The sequence below is a fragment of the Actinomadura montaniterrae genome (assembly GCF_008923365.1).
GTDB classification, from domain to species: domain Bacteria; phylum Actinomycetota; class Actinomycetes; order Streptosporangiales; family Streptosporangiaceae; genus Spirillospora; species Spirillospora montaniterrae.
Genome location: NZ_WBMR01000100.1, coordinates 14,948 through 32,816, shown reverse-complemented (window position 1 = coordinate 32,816; position 17,869 = coordinate 14,948). Strand labels below are relative to the sequence as shown.

The following is a 17,869-nucleotide window of genomic DNA, read 5'->3' as shown; positions in this document are numbered from 1 at the left end:
GGGCGCCGGGCCGGGGCCGTCGCGCAGGCCGCTGGTCATCGCGGGCGCGGCGGTCGGCGCGGCCGGCCTCGCGGCGCTGCTGATCGGCGTGCTCACGCCGGACTCCTCGCCGAACGCCGGCGGCCCGCCGAAGGCACCCGCCCCGTCCAAGACCAGCGCGACGGCGGCGGTCACCGCGTGCTCGGTGGCGTACCGGATCGACGGGTCGTGGCCGCAGGGCTTCCAGGCGACGGTGCGGATCACCAACCTCGGGACGGCCGCGATCGACGGCTGGCGGCTGGGCTTCGCCTTCCCCGACGGCCAGTCGATCACGCAGGTGTGGAACGCGGGCCGGCAGCAGGACGGCGCGTCGGTGACGGTCACCGCGGCGGACTGGAACCGGTCGATCCCGCCGCGCGGGACGGTCGAGTTCGGGTTCCTCGGCAGGCAGGACGGGGGGAACGGGCGGCCGTCCCGGTTCACCCTGAACGGCGTGGAGTGCCGCTAGGCCCGGCCCGTGGTGGGAGCGCTCCCAGAAAGTTCCCGCAGTTCAATGCCCGTTTTCACCGCCTGACGTCGATCGCCCTATTGTGCGGCGGCTTCCCGAGGGCTTAGCATCCCCGTCAATCGAAGCGCTTCGACAACCCCGCTTCGAAGCGCTTCGACACCCCATCGATCCGACCCCCCGGTCCCACCCCCGCGAAGGATCCCCATGTTCAAGGCAGGCAGGAGCGCGGCGCTGCTCGCCGCCCTCGCCGCCGCGGCCCTGTCGCTGTCCGCCTGCGGCGGCGACGGCGGCGACTCCGACGGCAAGGTGCTCAAGCTCTGGCACTACGAGGCCCCCGACAGCGCCATGGGCGCCGCGTGGAACGAGGCGATCAAGGAGTTCGAGGCCGCCCACCCCGGCGTGAAGGTGAAGTTCGAGGAGAAGGGCTTCGAGCAGATCCAGAAGACCGCGCCGATGGTCCTCAACTCCAAGGACGCGCCCGACGTCCTGGAGTACAACAAGGGCAACGCGACCGCCGGGATGCTGTCCAAGCAGGGCCTCCTCCAGGACCTCACCCCGGAGGTCACCAAGCGCGGCTGGGACAAGCTGATCAGCCCCGGCGTCCAGGTCACCGCCAAGTACGACGCCAAGGGCACCATGGGCGGCGACAAATGGTACGGCGTCCCCAACTACGGCGAGTACCTGCAGGTCTACTACAACAAGGACCTGTTCAAGAAGTACGGCGTCCAGATCCCGACGACGTTCGCCGAGCTGACCGCCGCGATGGACAAGTTCGTCGCCAAGGGCGTCACGCCGCTGACCAACGCGGGCGCCGAGTACATGGCGCAGCAGTTCGTCTACCAGCTCGCGCTCGACAAGGCGCCCGACCGCTCGTGGGTGGACGCCTACCAGCGGTACACGGCCAAGCCGGACTTCAAGGACGCCGCCTGGACGGCCGGCGCCACCACCTTCGCCAACTGGGTGAAGAAGGGCTACATCGCCAAGAACTCGGTGAGCCAGAAGGCCGAGGACGCGGGCGTCGCGTTCATGGGCGGCAAGTTCCCGATGATGTTCTCCGGGTCCTGGTGGTTCGGCCGGGTCGCCAAGGAGGCCAAGTTCGACTGGGAGACCTCCGTCTGGCCCGGCGCGAAGATGACGCTCGGCTCCAGCGGCAACCTGTGGGTCGTCCCCAAGGGCTCGAAGAACAAGGACCTCGCCTACGACTTCATCGACATCACGATGAAGAAGAAGGTCCAGAACATGCTCGGCAACCTCGGCGGCATCCCCGTCGCGGCCGACGCGTCGGCGATCACCGACCCGAAGGTCAAGAAGCTCACCGACGACTTCACCACGCTGGCGCAGAACAACCAGCTCGCCTACTACCCGGACTGGCCGGTCTCCGGCTTCTACGACGCCTGGGTCGCGCAGACCCAGAAGATCATGAACGGCACCGCGCCCGGCGACGCGCTCGGCGCGCTCCAGAAGACCTACGACGACGGCCTGCCGAAGTGACGACGCACCACGAGGCCCGGAAGGGACGCGGCGCCGCCACCGGCGCCGCGTCCCGCCCGGACGGCCGGGGGAGGGCGCGCGAGCAGCTCGCCTACCTGCCGTACCTGATCCCCGGGCTGCTGCTGTTCGCCGCCGTCATCGGCGTGCCGTTCCTGATGAACGTCGGGACGAGCTTCACCGACTGGTCCGGCGTCGGCAGCCCGTCCTGGGCCGGTCTCGGCAACTACCGGGAGCTCGTGAAGGACGGGGAGTTCTGGGCCTCGTTCCGGCACAACGTCCTGGTCATCATCGGGATGGCGATCGTCCCGACCGCGATCGGGCTGGTGCTGGCGGCGGCCCTCACCGACCTGATCGACCGGCACTTCGGGCCGCGCGCCGCGTCGGTCCTGCGCGCCTGCCTGTACCTGCCGCAGGTGCTGCCGGTCGTCATCGCGGGCGTCGTGTGGAGCTGGCTGCTCGCGCCGGACAACGGCGCGGTGAACACGCTGCTGAAGGACGTCGGGCTCGGCTCGCTCGCGCACGACTGGCTCGGCGACCCGTCCACCGCGCTGTGGTCCGTCCTCGGCGTCATGGTGTGGATGCAGATCGGGTTCCCGCTCGTGGTGTTCATGTCGGGGCTCCAGCGCGTCGACCCGTCGCTGTACGAGGCGGCGGAGATCGACGGCGCCTCGTGGGCCCGGCGGTTCCGGCACATCACGATCCCGCAGATCCGGCCGGAGATCTTCGTCGTGCTGCTGTGGACGACGATCGCCGCGCTCAAGGCGTTCCCGCAGATCTTCGTGCTGACGAAGGGCGGGCCGGGCGGCGCCACGAACGTCCCGTCGTACTACTCCTACGTCAACTTCTTCGAGAAGTCCGACGTCGGCTACGGCTCGGCGATCGCGACCGTGCTGACGCTCGTCATCATCGCGCTCACCGTCGTCTTCCTGCGGCTGCAGGGACGTGACCTGGGGGAGGAGCGATGACCGTGACGATGACCAAGCCGGGTGCGCCCCCGCGCGACCGGCCGGGTGCCCAGCGCCGGCGGCGCCGCCGGGGCCCGTCCGCCTACGCGGTACTCGTTGCGCTGGCCGCGCTGGCCGGGATCATGCTGATCCCGTTCCTGGTCGTGGTGTTCAACGCGCTGAAGACGCCGCAGGAGTACACGTCCAAGGGGCCGCTCGCGCCGCCGTCGGGGTTCGACTTCGATGCGATCAGCGACTTCTGGGACCGCGTCGACTTCGGGCACGTGCTCTTCAACAGCGTCCTCGTCAGCGGCTCGGTCGCGGTGCTGGCCGTCCTGCTGTCGGTGTTCAACGCCTACGCGCTCGGGATCGGCCGCATCAAGGGCCGCATCTGGCTGCTCGCGCTGCTGCTGCTGGCGAACACGCTGCCGCAGGAGGCGCTCGTCTACCCGCTGTACTACCTGGCGAAGCAGTTCGGGATCTACGACACCCGGCTCAGCGTGATCATCGTGTTCACGGTGGTGCAGAGCGCGTTCGGCACCTACCTGCTGTCGTCGGTGATGTCGGCGTTCCCGCGCCCGCTGCTGGAGGCGGCTCGCATCGACGGCGCGAACCGCTGGCAGGTCCTCTGGCGGGTGGTCGTCCCGGTCGTCCGGCCGACGCTGAGCGTGCTGCTCGTCTTCTTCTTCGTGTGGACGTGGAACGAGTTCCTCATCCCCATGGTCTTCCTCATCTCCAACGAGAACCAGACGGTCTCCGTCGCGCTCGGCGTGCTGCAGGGGCAGCGCCTCATGGACGCCACCATGTCCAGCGCCGCCGCGCTCCTCGGCCTCCTCCCGACCGTCGTGTTCTTCCTCATCTTCCAGCGCACCCTGTCGCGCGGACTGACTGCGGGGGCAATCAAGTAATGAAGTTCAGTGACGGCTACTGGATGATGCGCGAGGGTGTGCACGCCGTTCATCCGGTGGAGGTCCTCGACGTCGCGGAAGGGCCCGGCTCGTTCTCGGTGCAGGCGCCCGTCCAGCGGATCCGGCACCGGGGCGACCTGCTCAAGGGCCCCGTGGTGACGGTCGACTGCGCGTCTCCGATGCCGGACGTCATCGGCGTCACCATCACCCATTTCGCGGGGGAGAAGCGGCGCGGCCCGGAATTCGAACTGGCCGCCGAACCGACCGGCGAGGTGCGCGTCGACGACGAGGCGGCGACGCTGACGTCCGGCGCGCTGACCGTGCGGGTCCGGCGCGGCGGGGAATGGGGCGTCGACTTCCTCGCGGGCGGGCGGCGGCTGACCGGAACGGCGCCGAAGTCGACGGCCGTCATCGACACCGACGACGGCGGCCATTACGTGCGCGAGCAGCTCGACCTCGGCGTCGACCATTTCGTGTACGGGCTCGGCGAACGGTTCGGGCCGCTGGTGAAGAACGGCCAGTCCGTCGACATCTGGAACGCCGACGGCGGCACCGCCAGCGAGCAGGCGTACAAGAACGTGCCGTTCTTCCTGACGAACGCGGGCTACGGCGTCTTCGTCGACCACCCCGGGCACGTGTCGTTCGAGGTCGCCTCCGAGGCCGTCGCGCGGACGCAGTTCAGCGTCGCGGGCCAGTCGATGCGGTACTTCGTCATCTACGGGCCGTCGCCGCGGGAGATCCTGCGCAAGTACACGGCGCTGACGGGGCGTCCGGCGCGGCTGCCGGACTGGTCGTTCGGGCTGTGGCTGTCCACCTCGTTCACCACCGACTACGACGAGGCGACCGTCTCCTCGTTCATCGACGGGATGGCGGAGCGCGACCTGCCGCTCAGCGTGTTCCATTTCGACTGCTTCTGGATGCGCGAGTTCCAGTGGTGCGACTTCGAATGGGACCCGCGGGTGTTCCCGGACCCGGCGGGAATGCTGCGCCGGCTCAAGGAGCGCGGCCTGCGGATCTGCGTGTGGATCAACCCCTACATCGGGCAGCGCTCCCCGCTGTTCGCGGAGGGCCGCGCCCGCGGCTACCTGCTGACCAGGCCGGACGGCGACGTCTGGCAGTGGGACAAGTGGCAGCCCGGCCTCGCGGTGGTCGACTTCACCAATCCCGAGGCGCGGGAATGGTACGCGGCGAAGCTCGAAGCGCTCATGGACATGGGCGTCGACTGCTTCAAGACCGACTTCGGCGAGCGCATCCCGACCGACGTCGTCTACCACGACGGCTCCGACCCGGAACGCGCGCACAACTATTACACCTACCTCTACAACCAGACCGTCTTCGAGCTGCTGCGCAAGAAGCGGGGCGAGGGCGAGGCGGTGGTGTTCGCCCGGTCCGCGACGGCCGGCGGGCAGCGTTTCCCGGTGCACTGGGGCGGCGACTGCGAATCGACGTTCGAGGCGATGGGGGAGAGCCTTCGCGGGGGCCTTTCCCTCGGCCTGTCGGGGTTCGGGTACTGGAGCCACGACATCGGCGGGTTCGAGGGGACGCCCGATCCGGCGCTGTTCAAGCGGTGGATCGCGTTCGGGATGCTGTCCTCGCACAGCCGCCTGCACGGAAGCCATTCCTACCGGGTGCCGTGGCTGTTCGACGACGAGTCGGTGGACGTCCTCCGCGACTTCACGAAACTGAAGATGCGGCTGATGCCCTACCTTTCGGGGGCGGCGCGGCAGGCGTACGGCGAGGGCCTGCCGATGATGCGGGCGATGGTCCTGGAGTTCCCGGACGACCCGGCCTGCACGCATCTCGAACGCCAGTACATGCTCGGCGACGACCTGCTCGTCGCGCCCGTGTTCTCGGCGGACGGCGACATCTCCTACTACGTCCCGGACGGTGTGTGGACGCATTACCTCACCGGTGAACGGGTGTACGGCGGACGGTGGGTGAAGGAACGGCACGGATTCGGCAGCGTTCCGTTGCTGGCCCGTCCCGGCGCGGTCATTCCCGAGGGCTCGGTGGACGACCGCCCCGACTACGACCACGCCGACGGGGTGACGCTGCGCGTCTACGAATCATTCGACGGGATGAACGTTCTCACGCAGATCGACGAAACGTCTTTCACGACGGTGCGGAATGGTGCGACGCTGCGGGTGACCGGTGCGGGCGCCTGGAACGTTCTCCTGGTGAACGCGCGCGTCGCGGGGGTGGACGGAGGCGAGGCGTCCGCCCATCCGCAGGGAGTCCTGGTGAAGGCGGCCGGCGGCGAACTCGTCATCACCCTGGAAGAGGAGAACTGATGGGCTTCCCTGAGGGGTTCCTGTGGGGCGCGGCGACCGCGTCCTACCAGATCGAGGGCGCCGCGGCCGAGGACGGCCGCACGCCGTCCATCTGGGACACCTTCAGCCGCACGCCGGGAAAGGTGCTGAACGGCGACACCGGCGACGTCGCCACCGACCATTACCACCGGTGGAAAGAGGACGTCGCGTCCATGGCGCGGCTCGGGCTCGGCGCGTACCGGTTCTCCCTTTCCTGGTCCCGCGTCCTGCCGGAGGGGAAACCGAACCAGAAGGGCTTCGACTTCTACTCCCGGCTCGTCGACGAGCTCCTCGAACACGGGATCTCGCCCGTCGCGACCCTGTACCACTGGGACCTCCCGCAGGAGCTGGAGGACGCGGGCGGCTGGCCGGAGCGCGACACCGCCCGCCGCTTCGCCGACTACGCCGAGCGCGCCGGCCGCGTCCTCGGCGACCGCGTCGACACCTGGACGACGCTGAACGAGCCGTGGTGCTCGGCGTTCCTCGGCTACGCCGCGGGCGTCCACGCGCCCGGCCGCACCGACCCGGCGGACGCGCTCGCCGCCGCGCACCACCTCAACCTCGGGCACGGCCTGGCGGTCCGGGCGCTGCGCGGCGTCGTGTCGCCGTCCGCGCGGCACTCGGTCACCCTCAACCTGCACCACCTGCGCGGCGACGCCGAGGCCGTGCGGCGGGCCGACGCGGTCGCGAACCGCATCTTCCTCGACCCGATGCTCGGCCGCGGCTACCCCGCCGACCTGCTCGCCGACACCGCGGAGATCACCGACTGGGCGTTCGTCCGGGACGGCGACGCCGGCGTGATCGCCGCGCCGCTCGACGTCCTCGGCGTCAACTACTACTCGCCGACGCTCGTCCGCGTGTGGGACGGGACGTCGCCGCGCGAGAACGACGACGGCCACAAGCGGGGCGCGGCGACGCCGTTCGTCGGCTGCGAGGGCCTGGAGTTCGTGCGGCAGCCCGGCCCGTACACGGCGATGGGCTGGCCGATCGACGCGTCCGGGCTGGAGGAGCTGCTGCTGCGGCTGCACCGCGAGTACCCGGACGTCCCGCTGATGATCACCGAGAACGGCGCCGCGTTCGACGACGAGGTGGTGGACGGCCGGGTCCGCGACGAGCGCCGCATCGCCTACCTGCGCGATCACATCGCCGCAGCTCAGCGTGCCTGCGACGCGGGTGCCGACCTGCGCGGGTACTTCGCCTGGTCGCTGCTCGACAATTTCGAGTGGGCGTACGGCTACGACCGGCGTTTCGGCCTGATCCACGTCGATTACGGCACGGGCGAACGAACCTGGAAGGACAGTGCGTTCTGGTACCGCGACGCGATCTCCGCGTCGCTAGCATCGGACGCCAAGTGAACCGCTCGACGACGGGACGGTCCGTGGTCAAGATCACCGACGTGGCGCGGCACGCCGGGGTGTCCCCGAGCACGGTGTCCTACGTGCTGAGCGGCAAGCGCACGATCTCCGAGGAGACCCGGCGGCGGGTCCGCGACAGCATCCGCGAGCTCGGCTACCGCCCGCACGCGGGCGCCCGCGCGCTGGCGAGCAGCCGGTCCAACGTCCTCGCGCTGATGATCCCGCTGCGCTCGGGCATCGCGGTGCCCGTCGTCATGCAGTTCGCGATGTCGGTGGTGACCGCGGCGCGGCGGCACGACCACGACGTCCTGCTGCTGACCCAGGAGGAGGGCGAGGACGGCCTGAGCCGCGTCGCCGACAGCGCGCTCGTGGACGCCCTCATCGTCATGGACGTCCAGATGGAGGACCCGCGGCTGCCGCTGCTGCGCTCCCTGGACCGGCCGAGCGTGCTCATCGGCTTCCCCGCCGACGCCGGCGACCTGACCTGCATCGACCTGGACTTCCACGCGGCCGGCGCGGTCTGCGTGGAGCATCTGGCCGGGCTCGGGCACCGCGAGGTCGCGCTGATCGGCTCGCCGCCCGAGGTGTACGCGCGGCGGACCGGGTTCGCGCAGCGGGTCGCGGACGGGTTCGGCGCGGCCGTCCGCGAGCACGGGCTCGCCGGCGGCGTCCACCCGTGCGAGGCGACCCCGGAGGCGGCCCGCGCGCTGGTCGCGCGGCTGCTCGCCGAACGTCCCGGGCTGACCGGGATCCTCGTCCACAACGAGCCGGTCGTGGACACGGTGGTGCGGGCGCTGCGCGCGAACGGGCGCGCCGTCCCGCAGGACGTGTCGGTCGTCGCGATCTGCCCGGACGAGATGGCCGAGCACGCCGAGCCGCCGCTGTCGGGCGTCGCGATCCCGGCCCAGGAGGTGGGCGGGCGCGCCGTCGAGCTGCTGATGGGCAAGCTCGGCGGCGAGGCCGTCCCGGCCGCGACGCTGCTGCCGCCGACCCTGACCCCGCGCGCGAGTTCCGCCCCGGCACCGCGCTGACCGTCCCGCCCCGCCGGACCCGAAGGAGGCATGCGTCCGGGCCCGCGCGGCCCGGTTGTCGAAGCGCTTCGACAGTACGTACTCGGGGGACGAGCCACAGAGGAGAACAGGTGCACACCACCCGCCCCACCCCCCGCTTCCCCGCCCGGCGCCGCCGGGCCCTGTCCCTCGCCGTCGCCGCCGTGATCGCGGCGCCGGCCGCATGGACGGCGGTCCCCGCCGCGTCGGCCGTCGAGACCTACCCGTTCCGCGATCCGCGGCTGTCCGTCGACGCCCGCGTCAAGGACCTGCTCGGCCGGCTCACCACCGACGAGAAGGTCTCGCTGCTGCACCAGTACGAGCCGGCGATCCCGCGCCTCGGGATCAAGCGGTTCAAGACCGGCACCGAGGCGCTGCACGGCGTCGCGTGGTCCACCGACGTCAACGCGTCCGGCGCCGTCCGGACCGCGCAGGGCACGGTGTTCCCGCAGTCGGTCGGCCTCGGCGCCACCTGGGACCCGGCGCTGATGAAGCAGATCGGGTCGGCCGTCGGCGACGAGGCCCGCGGCTACAACACCATCGACCCCGACGTGTGGGGCCTGCAGCTGTGGGCGCCCGTCGTGAACCTGCTGCGCGACCCGCGCTGGGGACGCAACGAGGAGGGCTACTCCGAGGACCCGCTGCTCACCGGCCTGCTCGCCACCGCCTACGGCAAGGGCATGCAGGGCGACGACCCCGACCACCTCAAGGCCGCGCCCGTCCTCAAGCACTACCTCGCCTACAACAACGAGATCCGCCGCGACCAGACGTCGTCCAGCGTGCGGCCCCGCGTGCTGAAGGAGTACGACGAGGTCCCGTTCAGGCTGCCGCTCCAGCAGGACGCCGCGACCGGCCTGATGACCTCCTACAACCTGGTCAACGGACGCCCGGCGACGGCATCGCCGCTGGTCAACGACGCGCGGAAGTGGAGCAGCCGGACGCTGCTCAACGTCACCGACGCGGGCGCGCCCAACAACCTCGTCGGCTCCGAGCAGTACTACCCGGACCTGCCCACCGGCGACGCCGCCACCATCAAGGCCGGCGTCGACAGCTTCACCACCGACGACACCAACTCGTCCATCACCGTCAACGCGGTCAAGACGGCCCTGGCGAAGGGCCTGCTCAGCGAGGCCGACCTCGACCGGGCGGTCGGCGACATCCTCAGCGTCCGCGTCCGGCTCGGCGAGTTCGACCCGGGCGGCGGGAAGTACGGGAAGATCACCAAGGACGTCATCGACAGCCCCGCCCACCGCGCCCTCGAACGCAAGGCCGCGACCGAGCAGATGGTGCTGCTCAAGAACCAGAACAAGGCGCTGCCGCTCGCGTCCGGCAAGAAGGTCGCCGTCGTCGGCCCCCTCTCCGACACCCTCTACACCGACTGGTACTCCGGCTCGCTGCCGTACAAGGTCACGCCGCTGGACGGCATCAAGGCCAAGGCCGGCGCGGGCAACGTCGCGTCCAGCGAGGGCGTCGACCGCATCGCCCTCAAGGACGTGAAGACCGGCAAGTACGTGGCGGGCGGCACCACCGCCGCCGGGGCCGTCCTCAAGACCGGCCCTGCGACCGCCGACGCGTCCACCCAGTTCGACGTGTTCGACTGGGGCCAGGGCGTCGTCACGCTGCGCTCCGCCGCCAACGGCAAGACCGTCGGCATCCACTCCGGCAACACCTTCGCCAACGACCAGGACCAGCCGAACGGCTGGTTCGTCCAGCAGATGTTCAAGCTGGAGAAGCAGCCGGACGGGAACTACCTCCTGCGCTACGCGGGCTACGAGAAGGCCTACGACTGGGCCGACCCGACCAAGGTCTACGTGAAGGTCCAGGACGACGGCACGCTCGTCCTCACCACCAAGGACGACGCCAGCGCCTTCGCCAAGGACGTCGTCAGCAGCGGCGTCGACTCCGCCGTCAAGGCCGCGGCCGGCGCGGACACCGCCGTCGTCGTGGTCGGCAGCATGCCGTTCATCAACGGCCGCGAGGACCACGACCGCACGACCATGGCCCTCGCCGAAGGCCAGGAGGAGCTGATCAAGGCCGTCCGCAAGGCCAACCCGAACACGGTCGTCGTCGTGGAGAACAGCTACCCGACGACCCTGAACTGGGAGCAGTCGAACGTCCCGGCCATCCTGTGGACGAGCCACGCCGGCGCCGAGACCGGCAACGCCCTCGCGTCCGTCCTGTTCGGCGACGAGAGCCCGTCCGGGAAGCTGCCCCAGACCTGGTACCGCTCCGAGAGCGACCTGCCCGACATCCTCGACTACGACATCATCAAGTCCGACCGCACCTACCTGTACTACCAGGGCAAGCCGCTCTACCCGTTCGGCTACGGCCTCACCTACACCACGTTCCGGTACGGCGAGCCGAAGCTCAGCAGCCACTCGCTGGCCGGCGGTAAGACCCTGACCGTCACCGTCCCGGTCACCAACACCGGCAAGCGGGCCGCGGACGAGGTCGTCCAGCTCTACACGCACCAGCGGACGTCCCGCGTGAAGCAGCCCGTCGAGCGGCTGCGCGCCTTCCAGAAGGTCCACCTGGCACCCGGCAAGACGGCTTCGGTGACGCTCCGCGTGACGGCGTCCGACCTCGCGACCTGGGACGTCACCCGCGGCAAGTGGACGCTGGAGACCTCCAAGCAGGACGTCCTCATCGGCTCGTCGTCGACCGACATCCGGCAGCGGGCCACGGTCGACGTCCACGGCGAGCGCGTCCCCGCCCGCGACCTCACCCGCACGACCCGCGCCGCCGACTTCGACGACCAGAACGCCGTCCAGCTCGCCGACGAGTCGAAGGTCGCGGGTGACGCGGTCGCCGGAACCGGAGGCTCCTGGCTCGCCTTCAAGGACTCCGCGCTGAGGAACGGCACCCTCACCCTCCGCGCCGCCAACGCGGCCGCGGGCGCCACCACCGTCCAGGCGCGCCTGGACAGCCCGACCGGGCCCGTGGCCGCGACCCTCACCATCCCGTCCACCGGCGACAAGTACACCTACAAGGACGTGGCGGCCGCTCTGCACGCCACCGGCCGCCACGACCTCTACCTCGTCTTCACCGGCGAGGCCCGCCTCTCCACCCTCACCCTGCACTGACCCGAGGCCCCCGTCCCGCCCCACCCGGGCGGGACGGGGACTTGCGCTTTTCAGGTTAGTGCTATTAACTTGAAGTTAATGCGACTAACCGAGCAAGGGGAGAGTGACATGGCCTCCATCACCGCCGCGCCGCGCAAGGGGCTGCTGAGCGTTCCGGGCCTCGCCGGGATCGGGTTCGCGCTCTCGTGGGCCGCCGGACTGTCGGTCCCGGTGCCCGCGCCCGGGTTCGGCGCGAGCGGGAGCGAGATCGTCGGCGACTACGCGGGGCACGGGGCCGCGCTGACCGTGCAGTTCCTGCTCACGGAGGGGCTGCCGGCCGCCGCGCTCGCGCTCGTCCCGCTCGCGCTGGGGCGCGCGGCCCGGTGGTCGCGGGCCGGGCGGATCGCGGCGGGCGCCGGGCTGGTGGCGGCGGTCATCTCGCTGGCCCAGTTCGCGATCGGGCTGGCACTGGTCGCCACGTCGGCGCCGGGGACCGCGCACGCGCTGCTGGAGGCGCTCAACCGCGCGGACGGCGTCAAGATGTTCTTCCTCGCCGTCGTCGGGGCCGCGGGCGCGCTGGCCGGGGTGCTCCCGCGCTGGCTGGAGTACACCGGGTTCGCGCTGGCCGCCGCCATCGCCGGCTCCGGCATCGGGTACGCGCTGCTGCTCACCGGCGTCGCTACGCTGGCCTACGTGTCGCTGCCCCTGCTGATCCTCTTCGTCGCCGGCGCCGGCGTCGCCCTCGCCTGGAAGGCCGCGTAGGGCATGCCGCGCGCGGGCCTGACCCCGGAGCGGGTCGTCCGGGTGGCCGCCGACGTCGCCGACGAGACGGGCCTCGAACGGCTGACCCTCGCGACCGTCGCGAAGCGGTGCGGGGTGTCGCTGCCCGGGCTGTACAAGCACGTCGACGGGCTGGACGCGGTCAAGCGCGGCATCGCGATGCTGGCCGTCGAGGAGATGGCGGCGCGGCTCGCGGCGGCCGTCGCGGGCGTCACCGGGCGGGAGGCGCTCGCGGAGCTGTCGGCCGCCTACCGCGGCTACGCCGCCGCGCATCCCGGACGGTACGCCGCGAGCGTCCGGGCCCCGGCGCCCGGCGACGCGGAGCACGAGGCGGTCTCCGACCGGGCGATCGCCGTCATCGCGTCCGCGTTCAGGGGCTACCGGCTCGAGGGCGGCGACCTGGTCCACGCGATCCGCATGTGGCGGATCGCCTGCCACGGGTTCGCGTCGCTGGAGCGGGCCGCGGCCTTCGGCCTCCCGGAGTCCCTGGACGAGACCTTCGCCCGCATCATCGACGCCCTGGACGAGTCCTTCCGCTCATGACGGCAGCACGCCGCGACTCAATGGGGAGCGGCGGGGCGGAGGTGGGCGGGGAGGGTGTCGGGACGGCGCAGGTGGTGGGCCACGTTGCCGACGAGCTCCAGCGTGATGCGGCGCTCGGCGAAGCGCCACTCGCCGCCGTGCGACTCGAAGCGGTCGTCGTAGCGGCCGGCGCAGATCGCCTGAAACGGCAGGTCCGGCGTCGCCTGCATGACCGTGAAGTACGACTTGGCCGTGGCCGCCGGGCCGTCCAGCTCGATGGCGACGTTGGTGGTGACGTGCTTGGTGCGGGGCGTGCCGTCGTCGTACAGGATGATCGTCTTCTCGAACATCCGCGCCACCGCGCCGCCTGTCAGGGCGCCGCCGCTGCCGGCGAAGTCGCCGTGCGCGAACAGCGCGCCGATCGCGGCGAAGTCACCGCGGTCGACGGCCTCCGCGTAGGCGAAGATCAGGTTCCGGACGGCCTGGTCGGCCGGGAGGGCGTCGGGCATGCGGGGTCTCCTGACGGTGGGACGTCCGGCCATTCAAGCCGCGGCGCGACGGGCCCCGTGGAACGGTCCCGCTCGGCGGGACTCAGGAGCAGGCGCGGACGTGCAGCTCGTGGACCTCGGCCTCCAGCGCGGGGACGGGCCCGTCCACCCGGATCCCGGGCACCACGTCCTGGATCGGGATCGCGTTGACCGGCGACGACGGCACGCCCAGCGCGGCGCGCCACGCGCCCACCTGCGCGGAGGAGTGCACGTAGACGATGCGGCCGAGGCCGACCCAGCCGTGCGCGGCCGAGCACATCGGGCAGTGCTCGCCGGAGGTGTAGACGACGGCGGCGGCGCGCTCCTCCGGCGCCAGGTTCGCGGCGGCCCAGCGCGCGACCTCGAACTCCGGGTGCCGCGTCTGGTCGCCGCCGGCGGTGCGGTTGCGGTCCTCGAACAGGACCTCGCCGGACGCCGAGACCAGCACGGTGCCGAACGGCTCGTCCCCGCCGTCCAGCGCCTCGGCGGCCAGCGCGACGGCGCGCCGCAGGTGGACCAGTTCGTCTTCGGTCGGTTCGTATCCCATGGTCCTCGTCTCCGCGCCGGTCATGCCGAAGACGATCATACGCCGGGCGGCGCGGCCCCGGTCAGCCCGCCGCGGCCGGCGGCGGGCCGAGGATCTCGACGCGGTGCCGGGCGGCGGCGTGCCCGAGGGCGGCCGGGTCGATCGGCGCGGGATCGGGGAGCCGGTGCTCCGCGGCGGGCTCGCCGACCTCGGCCGCGAAGTCCTCGAAGCCGGACGGGGTGGTGATCTGCAGGGCGCGCAGCGGCTCGCCGGGACCGACGGCGAAGGTGTGCGGCAGCCCCGCGGGCAGGTGGACGAAGTCGCCGGGGCCGGCGGCGAGGACGTCGCCGTCGCAGTGGAACCGGACCGTGCCGGACAGGACGTAGAACAGCTCGTCCTCGACGAGGTGCCGGTGGAGCGGCGGGGCGAAGCCCGGCGGGTTGAGGAACTCGGCGACGGTGAGCCTGCCCCGGGTCTCGGTTCCCGCCGCCTTGACGGTGACGAGGTTCCCGAGGAACCACAGCGCGTCGCCCTCGCCCTGGCGGCGGAGGTACGGGCGGATCGGAGCGGTCCGGGTCATGACCGCCTCCTTTGAAGAGACAGCGTCTATTGAATATTGCGATGGTAAGTTCGAATCGTGAGGGACGTCAAGGGCGGCCGGGCCGGCGGGGGAGAGGGCGGCGCGTCCCGGCGGCCCTACCGTTCCGCGATGCGCGAGGAGGCCGCCCGGCGCACGCGCGGCGCCGTCGTGCGGGCGGCGGCCGAGCTGTTCACCGCCCGTGGCTACGCCGCGACGTCGCTGGCCGACATCGCGGCCGCGGCGGGCGTCGCCCGGCCCACGGTGTTCGCGGCGTTCGGGTCCAAGCCGGCCCTGCTGCGCCAGGTCGTCGACCAGGCCCTCGCCGGCGACGACGAACCCGTCCCGGTGGCGCGGCGGCCGTGGTTCCGGCCCGTCTGGGACGCGGCGACCCCGGAGGAGGTCCTCGACGCGTACGCCCGGGTGTGCACCACCATCGGGGCGCGCGCCGCCGCGGTGTTCGAGGTCGTGCGCCGGGCCGCCGACGAGGGCCCGCAGGTCGCGGAGCTCTGGGACGCGCTGCGGCGCAACCGCCGGGCGGGCGCTCGCATGGTCGCCGAGCACGCCGCCGCGAAGGGGCCGTTGAAGGACGGCCTCGAACGCGCCGTCGACGTCCTCTGGATCTTCAACGACCCGGCCCACTACGACGCGCTGGTGACGCAGTGCGGCTGGCCCGAGGCCGACTTCACCGCCTGGCTTTCCGAGCAGATGCGCCGCGGCCTGCTCGCCCCCTGACCCGGACGTGCGCGGGGGCGCGGCGGCGCCGGGCTACGCGGACTCGCGGAGGACGAGGTGCGGGCGCATGATGACGACCGGGTCGGCGACGGCCTCGCCGCGGATCCGGGACACCAGCAGCCGCGCCATCGCCACGCCCATCTCCTCCGGCGACTGGTGGACGCTGCTGAGCGGCGGGTCGGCGAGCGGCGCGGCGGCCGAGTCGTCGAAGCCGATCACCGCGACGTCGTCGGGGACGCGGCGGCCGAGCCGGCGCAGCACCCGCAGCGTGCCGAGCGCCATCGGGTCGCTCGCGGCGAACACCGCGTCCACCGCGGGCTCGCCGGCCAGCAGCCGCTCGGCGGCGGCGATGCCGGTGGCCTCGCCGAAGTCGCCGAACGCGACGTACTCCGGCAGCCCCGCCTCGCCGAGCGCCTCCCGGTAGCCGGCGAGCCGGTCGATGCCCACCCCCATGTCCTGCGGGCCGGCGATCGTCGCGATCCGGCGCCGCCCCCCGGCGATCAGGTGCCCGACGGCCTCGCGGGCGCCGAGCCGGTTGTCGACGTCGACGTAGCTGACCGGCGACAGCCCCGGCGGCCGGCCGCCGAGCACCGTCGGCACCCCGTTGGCCTCCAGCTTCGCGGGCAGCGGGTCCTCGGCGTGCAGCGAGGTCAGCAGCACCCCGTCGACGTGCTGGGTGGTCAGGTAGTGCTCCAGGCGCGCGTACTCGGCGGGGGAGCGGGCGAGCGCGAGCAGCAGTTGCAGGCCGGTGTCGCCGAGGCCGTTGCTGATCCCGCGGATGATCCCGGCGAAGTACGGCTCGCCGAACAGCCGCTGGTCGGACTCGGCGACCACCAGCGCGACCGTGTCGGTGCGCCGGGTGACCAGCGTGCGGGCCGCCCGGTTCGGCACGTACCCGAGCTCGTCGATCGCCTTCAGCACCGCCTGCCGGGCCCGCTCGCTGACCCGCGGCGACCCGTTGACCACCCGGGACACCGTGCCGCGGCCGACCCCGGCGCGCGCCGCGACCTCCTCCAGGGTCGGGCGCGTGCCCCTCTGCGTCATCAGGCCCCCTCCGTCGTTCCTGCGGCGTCGTCGCCGCCCCGCCGGGCCGCCGGCCAGTGGCGCGCCGGCCCGGCCGGCCGGGCGGGACCGCCCGGCCGGTGTCGATCTCCGCGACGCGTCAGCCGCCCCCGGGCAGGCCGCCCCGCCGGATCACGTCCGAGTACCAGCGCGCGCTGTCCTTGGGCGTCCGGCGCTGCGTCGCATAGTCCACGTGAACCAGCCCGAAGCGCTTGGAGTAGCCCCAAGCCCATTCGAAATTATCCAGCAGCGACCATGTGAAATAGCCCGCAAGCGGTACGCCGTCGGCGATGGCGGCATGGCACGCGCGCAGGTGCGCGTCGATGTAGGCGATGCGCCCCGCGTCGTGGACCGTGCCATCGCCGTCCGGCGTCTCGTCGTAGCCCGCGCCGTTCTCGGTGATGTACAGCGGGACGGCCGGGTACTCGCGGTGCACCCGGGTCAGCACCTCGTGCAGCCCGCCCTCGTCGATCTCCCAGCCCATCCCGGTCGTCGGCCGCCCCGCCGCGACGAACCGGACGTGCTCGCTGCCCACCCACGGCGAGTGCACGGCGAACGGCCCCGACGCCGTCTGCGCCGCCTCCCCGGGCGTCCCCGCGACAGTGTGCCGCGTGTAGTAGTTGATGCCGAGCTGGTCGATCGGCTGGTTGATCACCGCGAGGTCCGCGGCGTCGGGCTCGAACCCGTGCCGGGCCGTGTCGGCGAGGACGTCCTCGGGGTAGCGGCCGAGCAGCAGCGGGTCGAGGAACAGCCGGTTCTGCAGGCCGTCGATGCGGCGCGCCGCGTCCACGTCGGCGGGGTCGTCGGTCGCCGGGGAGACCGCGTACAGGTTGACGGCCGCGCCGAACAGGTTGTCCGGCCGGCGGGCCCGCAGCGACTGCACCGTCAGGCCGTGCGCCAGCATCAGGTGGTGCGCGGCCAGCAGGGACCCGGACGGGTCGAGGCGGCCCGGCGCGTGGTCCCCCGACGCGTACCCGAGGAACGCCGCGCACCACGGCTCGTTCACCGTCGTCCAGTGCTTCACCCGGTCGCCGATGGCCTCGTGGACGAGCCCCGCGTAGTCGGCGAACCGGTACGCGGTCTCCCGCTCGGGCCAGCCGCCCGCGTCCTCCAGCGGCTGCGGCAGGTCCCAGTGGTAGAGCGTCGGCCAGGGCTCGACCCCCGCCTCCAGCAGCGCGTCGACGAGGCGCCGGTAGAAGTCGAGCCCCCGCTCGTTGGCGGCCCCGGCCCCGGACGGCTGCACCCGGGGCCAGGAGATGGAGAAACGGTAGGAGGACAGCCCGAGGTCGCGCATCAGCGCGACGTCCTCGGGATACCGGTGGTAGTGGTCCACGGCGACGTCCCCTGTATCGCCGCCGAGGACCTTGCCCGGTGTGCGCGCGAAGGTGTCCCAGACCGACGGCCCGCGGCCGTCCTCGTCCGCGGCCCCCTCGATCTGGTAGGCGGCCGTGGCGGCGCCCCAGCGGAACCCGGTGGGGAACCGCGGGCCGGCGTCGCGGGCGCCGGCGTCGTCCTGAACGGCGCTGGATTCCAGA

16 protein-coding genes are annotated in these 17,869 nt (G+C 72.2%); 11 read left to right on the top strand and 5 right to left on the bottom strand.

Annotation, left to right across the window (positions count from 1 at the left end):
- The 10 genes from F9B16_RS28700 to F9B16_RS28655 all read left to right on the top strand — a co-directional run.
- A partial coding sequence (locus F9B16_RS28700) for a cellulose-binding domain-containing protein (RefSeq protein WP_192809039.1) occupies positions 1-487 on the top strand: 487 nt, incomplete at its 5' end.
- A 204-nt stretch (positions 488-691) separates the two neighbouring features.
- A complete protein-coding gene (locus F9B16_RS28695) occupies positions 692-1,978 on the top strand; it encodes an ABC transporter substrate-binding protein (RefSeq protein ID WP_151543325.1) in 1,287 nt (428 codons plus the stop codon).
- Complete coding sequence (locus F9B16_RS28690) at positions 1,975-2,943, top strand: carbohydrate ABC transporter permease (RefSeq protein ID WP_151543324.1); 969 nt, start codon at positions 1,975-1,977, stop codon at positions 2,941-2,943. The genes F9B16_RS28695 and F9B16_RS28690 overlap by 4 nt, the downstream gene beginning before the upstream one ends.
- Positions 2,940-3,830, top strand: coding sequence for a carbohydrate ABC transporter permease (locus F9B16_RS28685; RefSeq protein ID WP_192809038.1), 891 nt, complete (start codon positions 2,940-2,942; stop codon positions 3,828-3,830). Before F9B16_RS28690 ends, F9B16_RS28685 begins: the two co-directional genes overlap by 4 nt.
- Complete coding sequence (gene yicI, locus F9B16_RS28680) at positions 3,830-6,121, top strand: alpha-xylosidase (RefSeq protein ID WP_151543323.1); 2,292 nt, start codon at positions 3,830-3,832, stop codon at positions 6,119-6,121. Before F9B16_RS28685 ends, yicI begins: the two co-directional genes overlap by 1 nt.
- Complete coding sequence (locus F9B16_RS28675; RefSeq protein ID WP_151543322.1) at positions 6,121-7,494, top strand: GH1 family beta-glucosidase; 1,374 nt, start codon at positions 6,121-6,123, stop codon at positions 7,492-7,494. Before yicI ends, F9B16_RS28675 begins: the two co-directional genes overlap by 1 nt.
- Complete coding sequence (locus F9B16_RS28670; RefSeq protein WP_225992017.1) at positions 7,491-8,525, top strand: LacI family DNA-binding transcriptional regulator; 1,035 nt, start codon at positions 7,491-7,493, stop codon at positions 8,523-8,525. Before F9B16_RS28675 ends, F9B16_RS28670 begins: the two co-directional genes overlap by 4 nt.
- Before the next feature lie 110 nt (positions 8,526-8,635).
- Entirely contained in the window at positions 8,636-11,626 is a 2,991-nt protein-coding gene (locus F9B16_RS28665) for a glycoside hydrolase family 3 protein (RefSeq protein WP_225992016.1), read from the top strand.
- A gap of 108 nt (positions 11,627-11,734) precedes the next feature.
- Entirely contained in the window at positions 11,735-12,367 is a 633-nt protein-coding gene (locus tag F9B16_RS28660; protein WP_151543321.1) for a hypothetical protein, read from the top strand.
- A gap of 3 nt (positions 12,368-12,370) precedes the next feature.
- The gene (locus F9B16_RS28655; RefSeq protein WP_151543320.1) at positions 12,371-12,928 is read left to right on the top strand and encodes a TetR/AcrR family transcriptional regulator; all 558 of its coding nucleotides are present in this window, start codon (positions 12,371-12,373) and stop codon (positions 12,926-12,928) included.
- 17 nt (positions 12,929-12,945) lie between these two features.
- Here the strand turns inward: F9B16_RS28655 and F9B16_RS28650 are convergent, their stop codons facing one another.
- From F9B16_RS28650 to F9B16_RS28640, 3 genes are all read right to left on the bottom strand, one after another.
- Positions 12,946-13,416, bottom strand: coding sequence for a nuclear transport factor 2 family protein (locus F9B16_RS28650; protein WP_151543319.1), 471 nt, complete (start codon positions 13,414-13,416; stop codon positions 12,946-12,948).
- A gap of 82 nt (positions 13,417-13,498) precedes the next feature.
- On the bottom strand, positions 13,499-14,005 hold the full coding sequence (locus tag F9B16_RS28645) for a nucleoside deaminase (protein WP_225992015.1): 507 nt from the start codon (positions 14,003-14,005) through the stop codon (positions 13,499-13,501).
- Positions 14,006-14,042: 37 nt separating this feature from the next.
- Positions 14,043-14,540 (bottom strand): quercetin 2,3-dioxygenase, encoded by a 498-nt coding sequence (locus F9B16_RS28640; RefSeq protein WP_151543317.1) that lies wholly within the window; start codon positions 14,538-14,540, stop codon positions 14,043-14,045.
- Between the two features lie 57 nt (positions 14,541-14,597).
- Between F9B16_RS28640 and F9B16_RS28635 the strand changes: the two genes are divergently transcribed.
- A complete protein-coding gene (locus tag F9B16_RS28635; protein WP_225992014.1) occupies positions 14,598-15,272 on the top strand; it encodes a TetR/AcrR family transcriptional regulator in 675 nt (224 codons plus the stop codon).
- A gap of 33 nt (positions 15,273-15,305) precedes the next feature.
- On the opposite strand, the gene F9B16_RS28630 is transcribed toward F9B16_RS28635, so the two are convergent.
- Together F9B16_RS28630 and F9B16_RS28625 are read right to left on the bottom strand one after the other, a co-directional pair.
- Positions 15,306-16,316 carry a LacI family DNA-binding transcriptional regulator gene (locus F9B16_RS28630; protein ID WP_151543316.1) on the bottom strand — a complete coding sequence of 337 codons (1,011 nt, stop codon included), beginning with the start codon at positions 16,314-16,316 and terminating at the stop codon, positions 15,306-15,308.
- 118 nt (positions 16,317-16,434) lie between these two features.
- Positions 16,435-17,868: a GH1 family beta-glucosidase gene (locus F9B16_RS28625; RefSeq protein ID WP_151543328.1), complete on the bottom strand. Its 1,434-nt coding sequence runs from the start codon at positions 17,866-17,868 to the stop codon at positions 16,435-16,437.
- Between the last annotated feature and the right edge of the window lies 1 nt (position 17,869).